The 15354-nt window shown below is 38.4% G+C and carries 14 protein-coding genes, 1 tRNA gene and 1 pseudogene; 7 read left to right on the top strand and 9 right to left on the bottom strand.

Annotation, left to right across the window (positions count from 1 at the left end):
• Nucleotides 1-2 precede the first annotated feature (2 nt).
• Together sppA and ansA are read left to right on the top strand one after the other, a co-directional pair.
• Complete coding sequence (gene sppA / locus A9267_RS01810; RefSeq protein WP_065108023.1) at nt 3-1844, top strand: signal peptide peptidase SppA; 1842 nt, start codon at nt 3-5, stop codon at nt 1842-1844.
• A 169-nt stretch (nt 1845-2013) separates the two neighbouring features.
• Nucleotides 2014-3024, top strand: a complete 1011-nt coding sequence (gene ansA / locus A9267_RS01805) for an asparaginase (RefSeq protein WP_055024621.1) — start codon at nt 2014-2016, stop codon at nt 3022-3024.
• Between the two features lie 144 nt (nt 3025-3168).
• On the opposite strand, the gene A9267_RS01800 is transcribed toward ansA, so the two are convergent.
• From A9267_RS01800 to A9267_RS01785, 4 genes are all read right to left on the bottom strand, one after another.
• Complete coding sequence (locus A9267_RS01800) at nt 3169-3450, bottom strand: YeaC family protein (protein ID WP_055024590.1); 282 nt, start codon at nt 3448-3450, stop codon at nt 3169-3171.
• Entirely contained in the window at nt 3447-3764 is a 318-nt protein-coding gene (locus tag A9267_RS01795; protein WP_055024591.1) for a hypothetical protein, read from the bottom strand. The genes A9267_RS01800 and A9267_RS01795 overlap by 4 nt, the downstream gene beginning before the upstream one ends.
• A gap of 6 nt (nt 3765-3770) precedes the next feature.
• Complete coding sequence (locus A9267_RS01790) at nt 3771-4901, bottom strand: M14 family metallopeptidase (protein ID WP_055024592.1); 1131 nt, start codon at nt 4899-4901, stop codon at nt 3771-3773.
• A gap of 286 nt (nt 4902-5187) precedes the next feature.
• Nucleotides 5188-5859, bottom strand: coding sequence for a response regulator transcription factor (locus A9267_RS01785; protein WP_065108022.1), 672 nt, complete (start codon nt 5857-5859; stop codon nt 5188-5190).
• A 278-nt stretch (nt 5860-6137) separates the two neighbouring features.
• Between A9267_RS01785 and A9267_RS01780 the strand changes: the two genes are divergently transcribed.
• From A9267_RS01780 to A9267_RS01770, 4 genes and pseudogenes are all read left to right on the top strand, one after another.
• Nucleotides 6138-6476, top strand: coding sequence for an ArsR/SmtB family transcription factor (locus A9267_RS01780; protein ID WP_065108021.1), 339 nt, complete (start codon nt 6138-6140; stop codon nt 6474-6476).
• Nucleotides 6477-6656: 180 nt separating this feature from the next.
• Nucleotides 6657-6866: a hypothetical protein gene (locus tag A9267_RS22245; protein ID WP_269454708.1), complete on the top strand. Its 210-nt coding sequence runs from the start codon at nt 6657-6659 to the stop codon at nt 6864-6866.
• Nucleotides 6848-7362 (top strand): annotated as a pseudogene (locus tag A9267_RS22240) (arsenic resistance protein). Before A9267_RS22245 ends, A9267_RS22240 begins: the two are co-directional and overlap by 19 nt.
• A 310-nt stretch (nt 7363-7672) precedes the next feature.
• Nucleotides 7673-7996 carry a hypothetical protein gene (locus A9267_RS01770; RefSeq protein ID WP_065108020.1) on the top strand — a complete coding sequence of 108 codons (324 nt, stop codon included), beginning with the start codon at nt 7673-7675 and terminating at the stop codon, nt 7994-7996.
• A 163-nt stretch (nt 7997-8159) separates the two neighbouring features.
• On the opposite strand, the gene A9267_RS01765 is transcribed toward A9267_RS01770, so the two are convergent.
• Complete coding sequence (locus A9267_RS01765; RefSeq protein ID WP_065108019.1) at nt 8160-9947, bottom strand: DUF885 domain-containing protein; 1788 nt, start codon at nt 9945-9947, stop codon at nt 8160-8162.
• 257 nt (nt 9948-10204) lie between these two features.
• Here A9267_RS01765 and yegS point away from each other — a divergent pair, with 257 nt between their 5' ends.
• Nucleotides 10205-11107 carry a lipid kinase YegS gene (gene yegS / locus A9267_RS01760; protein WP_065108018.1) on the top strand — a complete coding sequence of 301 codons (903 nt, stop codon included), beginning with the start codon at nt 10205-10207 and terminating at the stop codon, nt 11105-11107.
• Nucleotides 11108-11185: 78 nt separating this feature from the next.
• Here the strand turns inward: yegS and A9267_RS01755 are convergent, their stop codons facing one another.
• From A9267_RS01755 to A9267_RS01740, 4 genes are all read right to left on the bottom strand, one after another.
• Nucleotides 11186-11416 (bottom strand): hypothetical protein, encoded by a 231-nt coding sequence (locus tag A9267_RS01755; RefSeq protein WP_055024599.1) that lies wholly within the window; start codon nt 11414-11416, stop codon nt 11186-11188.
• A gap of 192 nt (nt 11417-11608) precedes the next feature.
• A tRNA-Ser gene (locus A9267_RS01750) sits at nt 11609-11696 on the bottom strand.
• Nucleotides 11697-11884: 188 nt separating this feature from the next.
• Nucleotides 11885-12517: a YchE family NAAT transporter gene (locus A9267_RS01745; protein ID WP_055024600.1), complete on the bottom strand. Its 633-nt coding sequence runs from the start codon at nt 12515-12517 to the stop codon at nt 11885-11887.
• Nucleotides 12518-13182: 665 nt separating this feature from the next.
• Complete coding sequence (locus tag A9267_RS01740) at nt 13183-15243, bottom strand: dipeptidyl-peptidase 5 (RefSeq protein ID WP_065108017.1); 2061 nt, start codon at nt 15241-15243, stop codon at nt 13183-13185.
• Nucleotides 15244-15354 lie beyond the last annotated feature (111 nt).

Below are 15354 nucleotides of genomic sequence, written 5' to 3'. Positions count from 1 at the left end.
TAATGTCCGCTAAACCCTCACTGATTAAACGAATTTTCTCTTTGATTTGGAAAACCATCAACGGGATACGTAAAGTCATTCTCAATCTTATCTTTTTTGGTTTAATTGCTATTATCGTTGTCGCGTTAAGTGCTGAAGAAGAAATTGTCATCGAAAAACAATCTGCACTTATGCTCAATCTTGCTGGCACTATCGTTGACCAAAAGCGTCATGTTGATCCTATTGAAGCGGTATTTAAACAAAGTAAAGGCAATGATCCAGAGGGCGAAATGTTGTTATCCGACATCATTTACGTCATAGAGAGTGCTATTCAAGATCCTCGTATCAATACCATCGTCATTAACATGCAGCACTTGCGCTCTGCTGGTATCAGTAAGATGACGGCTATTGGCGATGCATTGAATAAATTTAAACAAGCTGGCAAGTCTGTCGTCGCTTTTGGTAACTACTATGAACAGAACCAATATTTCTTAGCAAGTTACGCGGACACCATTTATCTTAATAACAAAGGGGCTGTTTCTCTTGAAGGTTTAAGCAGTTATCGCTTGTTTTATAAATCAGCATTAGAAAAATTAAATGTCAGCACCCATGTTTTCCGTGTTGGTACATTTAAGTCTGCTGTAGAACCTTTTATTCGTGATGACATGTCAGCGCCAGCTAAAGAAGCAAGTCAGGCGTTATTAGGCGATATTTGGCAAAGTTACGAATCAATCGTAGCGACAAACCGTAACATCGCTCCAGACAATATTGTACTAAGTCCCAATCGTTATCTAACAGAACTAGACAGTGTATCCGGCGACTCAGCTCAACTTGCAATAAAATTAAACTGGGTAGATGAACTGGCATCTGATGAATCTTTCAGACTTGCCATGGTTGAAAAAGTGGGCGCTGATAGTGACGGCGATAACTTCAAACAAGTTTCTTTTACCGAATACTATAACGCTGTAAAACCGCTTCCAGCCCTTATCGAGAAAGACTCAGTTGGTATTATTGTTGCGAAAGGTAATATTTTAAATGGTACCCAACAAGCTGGCCAGATAGGGGGCGAAAGTACTTCAGCTCTTCTGCGCAAAGCGCGCTTTGATGAGAAAGTAAAAGCGGTTGTATTACGAATTGATAGTCCTGGCGGCAGTGCTTTTGCTTCTGAGAAAATTCGTCAAGAAGTTATCGCATTAAAGCAAGCAGGCAAGCCTGTTGTTGTCAGTATGGGCAGTTTAGCGGCATCGGGCGGTTACTGGATTTCTGCAAGTGCTGATTATATCTATGCAACACCAACAACCTTAACAGGTTCAATAGGTATCTTCGGTATGTTTGCCACATTTGAAAATGTCCTATCTAACTGGGGGATCCATTCAGATGGGGTTTCGACTTCAGATTGGGCTGGTATATCAGCAACCCGAGCTTTAGATCCTAATGTAGCAGCAGTCGTTCAACGACATATTGAACATGGGTATCAAGAATTTATTTCGTTAGTTGCTAAAGAAAGAAATATGAGCCTAGATCAAGTAGACAGAATTGCTCAGGGCCGAGTTTGGTCTGGTACAAGAGCTGTCGAATTAGGACTTGTTGATGCACTAGGTGATATGGACAGCGCCATTGCTAAAGCAGCTGAAATGGCACAAATTGAGGTATTTGATACAAAAGTTATCGAACAAGAGTTAACTGCAGAACAAGAGTTTGTACAACAAATGCTTGCCTCAGTAGCAACCTATCTACCAGAAGCATCAACTCAATCACCTGTTCTAAATCAAATGCTAGGTGAATGGCAAACTGTAGTTGATGAATTCAGCATGTTTGATGATCCTAAAGGCATGTATTTGTATTGCGAAAATTGTAATCTTTGATCAGTTTTTGCCTTAAACAGCCAGAAGACTGGCAAAACCTTTAAAATATAGAATATTCAAAAAAGCCCGTTTTACGGGCTTTTTTATTGGGTTTTATTCAGTTAGACACGTATAATTTAACGATTCATCAAATATCAGCCCTGAGAAATGCACGAACATGACAACAAGCATGATTAAACGTTCAATTTACGTCGCTTATACTGGCGGTACTATTGGTATGCGAAAAACCGACAATGGATTCGCCCCTGTTGCTGGATTTCTAACAGATTGCGTTAAATCTATGCCTGAGTTTTATCATGAAGAAATGCCCGACTTTGTCATAAACGAATATTCGCCATTAATAGACTCTTCAAATATGGCACCGACTGATTGGCAGTTGATCGCAAATGACATTAAAGCTAATTATGATAAATATGATGGCTTTGTCATTCTACATGGCACAGATACCATGGCATACACGGCATCTGCTCTCTCTTTTATGCTACAAGGGCTATCTAAACCAGTTATTGTAACAGGCTCTCAAATTCCTTTAGCTCAGCTACGTTCAGATGGACAAACAAACTTATTAAACTCGCTCTATATTGCAGCCAACTACCCTGTTGCTGAAGTTTGTTTATTCTTTAATAACAAACTGTTTAGAGGTAATCGCTCTACAAAAGCTCACGCTGATGGCTTTGACGCTTTTGCTTCACCGAATTTTCCAATACTGCTAGAAGCTGGGATTAAAATTAACTTACGTGCAGGCAAAATATCTGAACCTACAACGCAAGCCTTAGATGTTATTGAAATCAGTCCCCAACCTGTTGGCGTCATAACCCTTTATCCTGGTATTTCGACTGAGATATTCAACAACATATTAATGCAACCTGTTAAAGCGCTTATTTTGCTGACATTTGGTGTAGGAAATGCACCACAAGATAACGCTTTATTAGATACGTTAAAACAAGCCGACGAACGTGGCATTGTCATTGTTAACTTGACTCAGTGTTTTCAAGGTAAAGTCAACATGGGAGGTTATGCAACAGGCAATGCATTAGCTCAAGCCGGAGTCATTAGCGGCGCAGATATGACCATTGAAGCGGCATTAGCAAAACTGCATTATTTGCTATCAAAAGATTTGACCGCTGCAGAAGTAAAATTTGCAATGAAGCAGAATCTGCTAGGTGAATTAACCGAGTAAAGACAGATTACTAAAGAAAATCAATAGATAATAAAAAAGCCACTGAAAACAGTGGCTTTTTTTGTGAATCAAATATTCTCATCAAATGTGATAGATTTATAGGTAAAATATCAAATTCACATATTGAGCGATGTAATAATGCCTTTAAATATCTGATTCTTTGAATTCAGCGATTGATTCACCACGGAATTGTTTTTTAAGTTCAGATTTAGACAACTCATTTATCTTGCCACCAGCACCAATAGTAAAGTGATCAGTTTGTTCAAGTTTACGCGCTTGATATAACATGACTACCTGTAATGTTGATTCTTTTTGTTCTGGCGATAATGCCGTGCCATCTTCCCATTTACCTGTTTCCGCAGCAGAGCGAAGACGCTGATAAACTTCATCTGGCATTTCATCAATCACTTTGTTGATATCGTTCATACACTTTTCCGTTTATGTAAGACAATTCTAGCTCGCGTAATCGTATAGCCTACGAAGCCAAACACGAAACAACCCACAGCAATATACGACGTCATTCCGGTTGCTGGTTCACCACCCCAAAACCAAATAACAACACCTGCTATAAATAACGTTAAAAACACAAAACTATGTGTCATTAACTTATTAGATTGTTGTATATGACTTATCACACGGGCAGATTGATTATCACCATCGACTTTCACTTTGCAATGCTGACACTCTTTCGCTTTGCTAGAAATACGTTTTTGGCACGAAGGACATTCAATTAACGCCATAAATGATTACTCGCTTAAATTGTCTACTACGGCAAGCATCGCCACTAACGAAGCTTCACCAAGGTATTCGCATCGCGCAGGAGACCAACCAACAACAGGATCAGGTAAGTTATCATTATCTTTAAATGGCATTTCTAACGTATTAGCAAGACACTTAAAGGTGTTACCGACCCAGTTAGAACCAACGGTTAAGTTCGCTTTTCCTGGCTCATCTTTGTCATAACCATATTTAGTTTGGAAATCAGCACTTGCCATGCCTAACGCTGCAAGGAACTGTTCTTGTAACTTGGCCATATGTGGAGTGTAATTTGGTGCGCCTTCACAGCCAGCAACGAACACGTAAGGTAAACCTTCATCACCGTGAACATCATAGAATAAATCGACACCCGTCTCTTTCATCTTATTGGTAACATAATAAACCTCAGGGCTTCGCTCTAGACTAGGTGACTCCCACTCGCGGTTTAAGTTAGTACCAACAGCATTCGTACGTAAATGGCCTCTGACGCTTCCATCTGGATTCATGTTTGGCACTATATAGAAATTAGCTTTATCAAGTAACAGCTTGGCCGTTGGGCAATCGCTGTCTAATAATTGGTTTAATAGCCCTTCTATTAACCATTCTGCCATTGTTTCGCCTGGATGCTGTCTGGCCGTAATCCAAATGTTCTTTTTAGCTGGATCGTTATCGCCAATTTTTAATAGGCTCATGTCACGGCCATCTAGCGTTAAGCCCAGGTTTTCGAGGCTAACAGCTGGATGTAATTGTACAGAGCTAATCAGATCTAGATGACGCTCGTAACTGTATGGTGCAAAGTAAGCAATTTGAATCGCTTCACAATCTAAATCAACTTGAATAGAAAGCTTTCCATCTTGATAACTCGTTGGCAGACGGAACCAATGTTGACGATCGTAACTGGCTACCGCTTGATAATCTTCCCAACCTTTTGGATAAGATGCAGTACCCGCATTCATAATATTCAATGTGTAAGTTTGACCGATTTCACCTTCCATACGGAAGTTAAACCATTGATAAAACTCACCACCTTCATCTGGTCGAATAGCAAGTTGAATGTCATCGTGTTTGTCTAAATTGATAGTCTCAATGTTGCCGCCATCAAAATTCGCGCTAATACGCATAGGACTTCCTTATGTAAGGTAATTATCGATTTTTTATGGCCATATCTTATCAAATGCTGTCACTCAATAAAATCTATTGCTGATTAACTGATAATCATCTGCTCAATTTATCGCTATTGCAGCCCCTCGCGTCATCACAAAGGTAAACTCCTACACAAACAGGGAATGTCACGTTTATTGAAGACATAAAAATACCGAATAACAATATTCGGTATCACTTGAAAATGTGTAAAGGAAACAAACCTAATACACATATAGACAAAATCATTGAGCACAGTCTACAAATCTATATAAGGATTGGACTAAAGCAATAACCTTTACCACGAACAGTATTAATCAGCTCACGAGGTAAACATTTGTTAGCCATCTTACGCCGCGTATTACTGATATGCATATCTAGGTTGCGATCAAACTCACCGAGCTCTTTGTGTAAAACACGCATTTGCAATTCAGCTTTAGTGACAACCTCGCCTTTTCGCTGAAACAAATATTTAAATAATCGATACTCAGTTTGAGTCAGTTTTAAATGCTGTGTATTGAGCATTACAGTATTGTTTGTATCATCGAATAAGATGTCATCAAAGTCTGATTGATGAACAACCTTTTCACTTCGACGGCGCAGTACGTTCACACGCAATAATAATTCTTTCACGTTAAACGGTGATGCTATGTAATCGTCAGCACCAAGTTCAAATGCATGGATTCGTTCTAAGTCATTATTATCATTTGCCAATACGATAACCGGCGTATGGCAATGCTTAGCCATCAGTAACCAAAATGATTCCATTTTAGGTACACAATAGTCTAATAGAATAACCTCAAATTCATTACGCTCTAATTCTACTAGTGCATTAAAACCATTATCCACGATTTCAATGCTGTAGCCCATCGATTCCATTTGCTGACAAAGGCGAAGACTGTGTGTGAGTTGCTGGTCAATTAGGAGAATTTTTTTCATAACGGTCTTAATCTAAACGATAACAATTACCATTTAGATTATCACTGAGAATATGATATTACTACCGAATTTATGTAAATTTGAGACCTAAGTTAGCTTTTAGTTAATTTATTAACAATTTTGACGGTCAGTTCTCCATATTTATTGCAGAAAGCAACAATTAGGCATACCACATCGTTAATCGACGATTAACTATTGATCTAGCAGAAGTTAAGTACCTAGACAAGTATAGACAGGTTTATAGTTAAGACGTGTAACAATTACTTTAAGGAATGACCATGGTACAAAATTGTAAACAAAGTTCTGTATCAGCTTTTGAAGTCAATGAGCAGCAATTACTCATCGAAAAAACATTCGCAGCACAAGCGAAAGCCATGTCACACCCTGCTCGGATCCAAATTCTGAAGATATTGTTTAATCTTGATGAAATTGGTGGCTGTTTAAGTAGTGACCTTGTTTCAGAAGTTGGACTTGCTCAATCTACGGTATCGGAACATATACGTATTTTAAAACAAGCCGGTTTTATAGCCGCTGAACCTAAGCCTCCTAAAATTTGTTACCGCATAAACCGCACTGCACTGGCAGATTATCAGCAGCAGTTTAACGATTTATTTTAACCAGACACTGATTGTTGAATAACGGAGTATGTAGCAACATACACCACACCATCGTTATTCGACGATATACGATTAAAGTCAATATAAGAGATAGTTACTATGAATGAACCAATTCCAGAAATGGCCAGTAAAAAAATGAGCTTTCTTGATCGTTATTTAACGGTTTAGATTTTTGTAGCCATGGCAATTGGCGTGTCAATTGGCGCATTATTTCCACAAGTAGAACCGCTTACACAATCTATGAATGTCGGTAGTACCAATATCCCCTTAGCAATTGGCCTTATTCTTATGATGTATCCGCCTCTTGCAAAAGTGGATTACAAATTATTAGGTAAAGTCACTAAAGATAAACAAGTGATTACCCAGGTTATATGGTTGGCATTATCTTAATTGGTATTGCTCGTTGTATCGCTATGGTATTGGTGTGGAATGATATTGGCGGTGGAAATAAAGAACTTGGTGCAGCACTCGTCGCCATTAACAGTGTATTTCAAATTTTAACTTACAGCTTCATGGCTTGGTTGTTTATCACTGTACTTCCACCCGTGTTCGGATACGAAGGTTTTGTTGTCGACATTTCAATGGCCGACATTGCTCAAAGTGTTTTGATATATCTGGGTATCCCATTTTTAGCTGGTTTTTAACGCGTAAAATCCTAGTCGGAAAAAAAGGAGAGCAATGGTATAACGATGTCTTTATTCCTAAAATTTCCCCTGTGACGTTAATCGCTTTACTAGCAACGATTGTCTTAATGTTCAGTTTAAAAGGTGACATGATTTTAGAATTGCCTATGGATGTATTAAGAGTTGCGTTGCCATTAGGGATCTATTTTATACTTATGTTTTTCATAAGCTTTTTTATCGGCCAAAAAATGGGACTTCCTTAAGATAAAAATGCTTCAATTGCATTTACTGCCACTGGTAACAACTTCGAATTAGCCATCGCTGTTTCAATCGCAGTGTTCGTTATTCATTCAGTTCAAGCTTTTGCAGGCGTGATTGGCCCATTGATTGAAGTGCCTGTTTTAATCGCATTAGTGAATATTGCCTTAAGAATGAAAGCTAAATCAGAGGCTAAATTGACAAATAAAACGATGAACACAAATTAATCTATAATTGGCTAATGTAGATTTACTTGTTTTTACTTAATCAATAAAGTGAACTGCATAAGCAAATAATATTCAAAGGATTTGAAGAGTGATATTTAACGTGTTTATAAAGCGTTTATTGATATTAGCGGTAATATTAAACCTACCGCCCATTATCACACCACTGATTTTATTAATCGGTCTTGAGCCCACATTGCTTATCATGTCTCTAGGTGTTTGGGTAAGTATACCTCAGTTATTCGGGGTACAGTTAATCGTCGATACAACACAATTGAGTTATGGATCTTTTGGGCTAAATGAAGCCCCTACCATTGTTTGGTTTGCTATTACTTTGTTTTGGACAGCTTGCGCTGCTGTATGCTCTGCATTAAGCCTTATCATATTTAAAGCTAAACCTAGCACTCAAATGTAAAGAAAAATCGCGTTTGCACTTTATTATTTACACCTTATCGTTTAAACCTTGGAAATATTAAGATACGTATAAAAAAGCCGACACATGCTGTCGGCTTTTAATTGTTGTGCTCTACTATGAGAACGGTATCGCAAGTTCCGATAAACAAATTAAGTCATGCAAACTATTGGCTAGTCATTAGTTGCTTAATGTATTTAACCGGTGCACTTCCGTAACTTAGAAACTGTTCATGGAATGATTTTAAATCAAACTCTTCACTTTGAGCTTGTTTCAACTCTTCACGTAAATCATAAATTTCACGATATCCAGAGTAATAACTGGTTAATTGTACTTGGCTTAATGTTGCACGGCGCCACTTTCCTTCCGCTTCTGCTTGCTGCTGGAACGCTTCCTTAGTCATAAGCTCAATGGCTTGCTCTTCAGTCATCCCATTGACCTGAATGCTGTAATCCAAAATGGTATTTGCGATAACACGTAAATTCCACTTGTAGTACATCAACCACATTTCAGGTTCGAAATTACCGTACCCTTCTTCCAGCATCATCCGTTCGGTGTACACTGCCCATCCTTCAACCATGGCACCGTTACCAAATAAACTTTTTATCAAGCTAGGCGATTCGTTTGAATATACAAGCTGAGTATAATGTCCTGGAATCGCTTCATGGATATTTAATACTTGTAGAATCCAATGATTGTATTCACGTAAATAACTTTCTGCAGATTCATCGCTCATACCATCAAGAGGTGTGACATTATAGTAAGTATTAGCAGATTTTTCGTATGGACCGGGGGCACTGATTGAGGCTCCAGCAAAACCACGCATATATTCCGGTGTTTCTCTAACAACTAACGGCTTTGAAGGATCTAAAGTCATCAATTGTTTTTCATTAACAAACTTCACTAGCTCCGGAATTTGAGCTCTGACTTCATCGACAAAATCATCTCGTTTTACATGCTTAACTGATAACACATCAATTAACTGTTTGATCGCGACATTGTCATCTTTAGGGATAGGTGTATCGATATATTTAGACCAAATATCATGTGTTATTTTAGCCATCTCACTTTGAACACGAAGTTTGTCAGCTGTCGCTTTTTCAAACAATGCTTTCCCTGACATACCAGCTTGAATATCTAATGCAAACTTTTCTTCGTAAAGCTCTTCACCAATTCTAAAGCTACGTGCACCTTCTTTTTCAAGTTTAGCTTCTAGTGCTGTTAACCAATCAATATGTTGATTAATCGCTGTTTTAGCTAATTCAAAACGTGTATTAAACAGTGCTTTTTCAGTTGAAGATAAACCAGATTCAGCCACTTTATTCGCTAAGTCATCAGATAAAACTGAAAACGCGCCTTTATTTTGCATTATGGCAAGTTGAGTATGTTCTATCGTCGGATTCTCAATATTCGCTTGCGCAGCTAAGTAATATGCAGGCACATTTTCAAGGCGCGCAATAACAGACTGCAGTCTTTCATCTAAAGGGGCAAAATCTTCATTAATGATTTGAGCGAACCCGCCTGCCACATTGTATTGCGAAGGATTCCATTGCCATGCTTTAAACCTTTCCTGTTGCCATTTAATACTCGCCAGAAGGTTCGAAATCAGCTCAAAATCAATTAATTCACTCGTGGTTAAAGCGGTTTTATCAAAAGCAGTTAACTTAGCTTGTTGCTTGGCTACAAATGTTAAAGTTTTAGCGCGAGCCTGATCATTTGGCACTTCTAGATAGCCATCATTAACGTGTTTCCCACTGTATAACGCCCAAGTTGGGGACCATTGCCATAATGCGTTGATAAACTCGTCAGAGTATTGCTGAAATGAAACTGCAGACTGCTGTAACTCAGATTGTTGAACATTTTGGGCTGTTTTGGTTTCATTAGTCATTGAATTACAACCGACTAAACTGGCTAGGCCCAATGAAATTGCTAAGGTAAGCGCTGATTTTTGCATCTTAATAAGTCCTTTTTATTCATCAAAACGATATTTTTATTGTTTTAAAAGGTTAATTTTTAATATAAAAGCGGATTTACGTTTAGTTGTTATTATTTTTATGGCATAAGTAAATCATGAACGTTATGACTTTGCAGCACAATAAACGTATTTGACATCTTTTGTGACATCTTTTTGTGAATAAAGAATCACAAAGCTGCCTTATCAACAATCGGGACGAGCACATTCGCTTTACTGACATCAATCAGGAAATATCCATGACAGCCAAATATTTCAGTTTAATACTTAATGGAAAAAAAGCCGGTATACCAGAAATTAGAACTGCGGTTTATGCACTAAGAGAAAGTGGAATAAAATTAGATGTTAAGGTCACTTGGGAAGGGCCTGACATGGAAAGGTTAATTAAAGAATCAATCGAGTCAGGTGTTGAACGAGTCATTATTGGAGGTGGTGATGGCTCACTCAATGAAGCTGTCACTGCATTAATGCATTTAAAAGACAATGTCTCGTTACCTGAAGTAGCTGTGTTGCCTTTGGGTACGGCAAATGATTTTGCTACCGCCTGTAATATACCAAACAGCATTACAGATGCCCTCACCTTTGCTATTCATAATAAGGCGATAGAAATTGATTTGATTGCTGCAAACGATCGACACTTTATTAATATCGCAGCCGCTGGCTTCGGTGCGCAAGTTACTGCAGAAACACCAGTGGAATTAAAAGACTTTTTAGGCGGCGGTGCGTATACCCTTACTGGCTTAGCAAAAGCCATCGGTTTTAAACCGTACGAAGGTAGCATAACGACTGATGAAGGTAAGTTTACTGGTAATATCGTAGTCGGAGCCATGTGTAATGGGCGCCAAGCTGGTGGCGGACAGATTCTCGCACCTAATGCAAAAATAAATGATGGTTTAATGGACGTCACTTTGCTTAAAGGATTTACACCATTAGAACTGCCTCAGGTGTTAGAAGAAATACAATCTGAAACGGCTAAAGGCGAGTTTTGCTTTCACTTTCAAACTCAGTGGCTAGAAATTGATTTCCCATTAAGCTTACCGCTCAACTTAGATGGTGAGCCTTACCGCAGTGAAAAAGTGCGATTTGAAGTGAAACCAAATGCGATTCGATTTGTATTACCAGAAAACAGCCCTCTCATATAGATTAACGACAACACCAGTGTAATGCTTGCAGTTAGAGATGTAAGCATGACACCCTGAGGTTTATGTCTGTTTATCATTTTATAAACAATCTTCTTGAAGTTTATAAGGAAACTTTAACCCTGCTCCCTGTGTCCCGTAAGAGACTTCTAATTGACATGTACCCAAGCTGTCATGATCTGGCGCTAAATGAGTTGCAGTCATAAATGAAGCGACACATAACATTAATGAGGCCATGATGGTGGCATTGCCGTAAAACAACATTAATACTTCACCCGCATTCCACTGCTCAGACAATCTATTCGGTTTCATACTCTTCCTAAAAATTGAATCAATAATCAGAGTTAATCTAGTCGAAGAATTATTAAATATTAGGGGTATTAATAGTTATCATTTCACGCCAAAGCATAAAATATATAAGAATAGTACAGGTAAAAATACGAACAAAATGATGTCAGTTGGAAAGGCAAACTGGAGATAAAGAAGACATATCAGAACATAAATTGGCGGTGACGGAGAGATTCGAACTCTCGAAAGGTTGCCCTTTACACACTTTCCAGGCGTGCTCCTTCAGCCACTCGGACACGTCACCTTTTCAATTTATTGTGCTAAAAGCACCGCCACTGTCAATGAAACAAAGTGAATAATGATTTCAATATCCTGTGAACGGACGGTACTTTACGCAAATGCGCTAGGAGGGTCAAGGGAAAATCCCCTCTTGTGTTCCTATTGCGCATTTGCTGTTCAAAAAGTCGATAAAATTCACTAACACTACGGATATTAAGCCATTAATGTCGGGAACAACCCCTTTAATCCTGCAGCGACAACTTCAATACCAATGGATAGCATTAATAGACCCATTAGACGAGTGATAACATTAATGCCTGTTGTGCCCAGAATTTTGAAGATGATTGGCGCCATTCTGAATAAGGCGAAACTCATTAAACCAAAAACGACAACAGTAATCGACATACCGATTAAATCGATCAGTTTATTATGATCAGAAGCAAAAACAATGACCGAACTAATGGCACCAGGACCTGCCATTAAAGGTAACGCTAACGGAACAACAGCTACTGATTCCATACCTGATGCTTCACGATCTTCTTCTTGGTTACGTTTAACTGGACTCAATTTACCTTGCAACATTGACATCGCAATAATGGCAATCAAACTACCACCTGCAATTCTAAATGCTGATAAAGAGATGCTAAACATATTTAATATATGCTGACCAATGAAAATAGTAACAAGCAATATCACTACCACAGCAAAATTAGCAACTTTACCAGTATGATTACGTTCTTCTTCTGTTTGATGACTTGTTAAGCTGACAAATACAGGCAATAAGCCCACAGGGTTGATAATCGCTACTAAGCCTAAAAAGAACTTAACATAAAGCATTAAATCCACATTTATACCCTCAAATATCGTTAGTTTTGTGGCTGAAAAAATAGTCGCGCAACTTTACTGTTTTTTGTTTCTTTTTCAATCGTGTTTTCTCAAAAGTTTGACTTAGTTAATAGTAATTTTACACTTGCTTAATACTCTTTAGTAACGACATCGTCGCCGTCACATTGACCACCGACGTTCGCTCGTTTTGAATCATAAAAACACATTATTGAAATTAAGTTTCAAAATTCAGTTATTATGAATAATTTTAAGCCTTAAAAGAATAATATTTGTTATAATAACCATAGTTCTGAATTTCAATTACGCTGAGTTATTTCGATAACTTTTATGATAATAATAAACAGCATAAAAAAGCTAAGTTAAGGTTTTCAATGGGTAAACGTAACCGAATTAGTCAAAAAAATGGGCAGCGAAAATTTACCTGCTCAAGAAGAAGATTAGCTTATTTTTTGTGGATAACAAAAACAGGCCATAAATGTCCTCCAACAGAACTCAAACTTGCTGATAAAGACTAGGTCATTACTATAAATTGCGCTTTGACACTGAGTTACCGCCACTTTATTCGTAGTGATTTTTTAATATTATCAACACAGACTAGCTAAAGTGACACAAAAAAAAGAGATGCCATTGGCATCTCTTTTTTATTGGTTAACTGTAATGACAGTTTATTTATTTTCAGTCCAGCGATCCATCCAGCCTAAAACATTTTTGTACCACTGCTGTAGATTATCTTGATTAAGAATCCAGTGATTTTCGTCTGGGAACATTAATAACTCTGATGGGATACCGTTACGCTGCATATAGGTAAATGCCGCTAAGCCTTGACCATATGGAACACGGAAATCCTTTTCGCCATGAATAACTAGCATCGGCGTTTTCCAGTTTTCAACGTAATTAACTGGGTTAAATTTCTCGTATAAGTCTTTGTTTTCTGTATACGTACCGCCAAACTCGTACTCAGGGAACCATAGTTCTTCTGTTACGTGATACATAGAGCGCATGTCAAACAAACCAGCATGGTTAACTAAACACTTAAAACCGTCGCTCCAATTACCTTGGAACCAGTTCATCATGTAACCACCGTATGAACCACCTAAGGCACATGCGTTTTCAGTATCTAACCACTTTTGTTGCTGGCCTACTGCAGCTAAGCCTTTTTGTAAATCTTCTAAAGGTTTACCGCCCCAATCTTTAGATATTGAATCAGTAAAGGCTTGGCCATAACCTGTTGAACCATGGAAATCTACCATCACCACACCGTAGCCAGCACCAGCCCATAGTTGTGCATTCCAGCGACCACTAAATGAGTTGCCAAATGAACCTTGCGGCCCACCGTGAACTAAATATGCAACTGGGTACTTTTTACCAGACTCGTAGTTAGCAGGTTTAATCCAGTAACCATGTACAGTCTCGTTGTTCCAGCCTTTAAAGTTAAACTGTTGGAATTCACCAAATTGAATTTTGGCTAACTTATCTTCGTTGACATTCGTTAGGCGTGTTAAATTTTCGCCTTCTAAACTAATTTTGTATAAATCACCAGGTTCAACCAATGACTTGTTACTGAAAATAATGCTTGAATCAGTCACAGCAACTAAACTGTTGCTGCCATCATTATAGATTGGTCGAACATCACCAAACTGTGTGTTGACCTCGAAGATACTGACTTGACCAACGTCTTGAGCTGTCACATACAATGTGCGTCCATCATCACTAAAAGTCAGTGAATGTGGGCTGCGATCCCATAACGGTGCAACTTCTTTTTCCGCGCCTGTTACAGTGTCACGTAGCATAATACGGTAGCGATCGGCTTCAAAACCTGGTTTGCTCATCGCTAAATAGGCTAATTGACGACCATCTTTTGAATAAGTCGGTTGTGCATCCCATGCTAAGTTTTTCTCAGTAAGGTTTTCTGCATCACCACCAGTTACTGGCACTTTCCATAAATCATAATTCGTTGTCCAAGCCTGATCTTTGCTTGGCGCTTTAGCGCTATAAACGATGTGTTTACCATCAGCTGTAAAAGTGACTTCTTCCATTCCTGAAAATGGCTTTGGCGGCGTTTCAGTATCTAAACCAAATGTGACGTCAACAACTTCAGTTACAGGCTTACCATGTAGCTGGCCTACAAATAAATGGCTACGGGCATGATCTTCCCAAGTATCCCAATGGCGAACCATTAATTGCTTATATTCACGGCCAGTTGTTTTCTTATTTTCTTCAGCTTCAATGCGATCGACTGTGCAAGTTAAATCTTTACAGTCTGGGAAAACACGCATATTCATGACAACTTGTTTGCTATCGTTTGAAAGCTTGTAGCCATTGACATCAAGTGGTAAATCGGTGACTTGCATTGCTTCACCGCCAGTTAACGGCAGATTAAAAAGCTGACTGGTACCATTACGAGCCGCTAAGAAGTAAATTGATTTATCATCAACACTGAAATTAACATCATGTTCGGTGCCACTGTGTGAAGTAATTTGTTTTGGTTTAGCGTCTTTATTTGTTAAGTCCAATAAATACAAATCAGAACGGCTTTCACCCTGTTCATCAATTTGTTTGACCGCATAAACCAATTTACTACCGTCATTTGACACAGCAGCAGAATGAAGCTTATTTAAATTAACCAGCTGTTGAACATTAAATGGTGTTTTGCTTGTTTCTGCAGCTTGTGCAGTTAACGCAAAACCTGCGGCAGTTAGCGCAAGTAAAAGCGATGATTTTCTCATTTGATGATGTTCTCTTGTTATTTTTTGTTGTTTATAGCAATAGCATTGCCGATATAATTCGGTTCAACTTTAAACATTGACGCCGTCTAGCGATGGCCTGTTAGATTCTCG

The organism is Shewanella sp. UCD-FRSSP16_17, assembly GCF_001675935.1.
Lineage (GTDB): Bacteria > Pseudomonadota > Gammaproteobacteria > Enterobacterales > Shewanellaceae > Shewanella > Shewanella japonica.
This window is presented reverse-complemented; position numbering and strand designations above follow the sequence as displayed.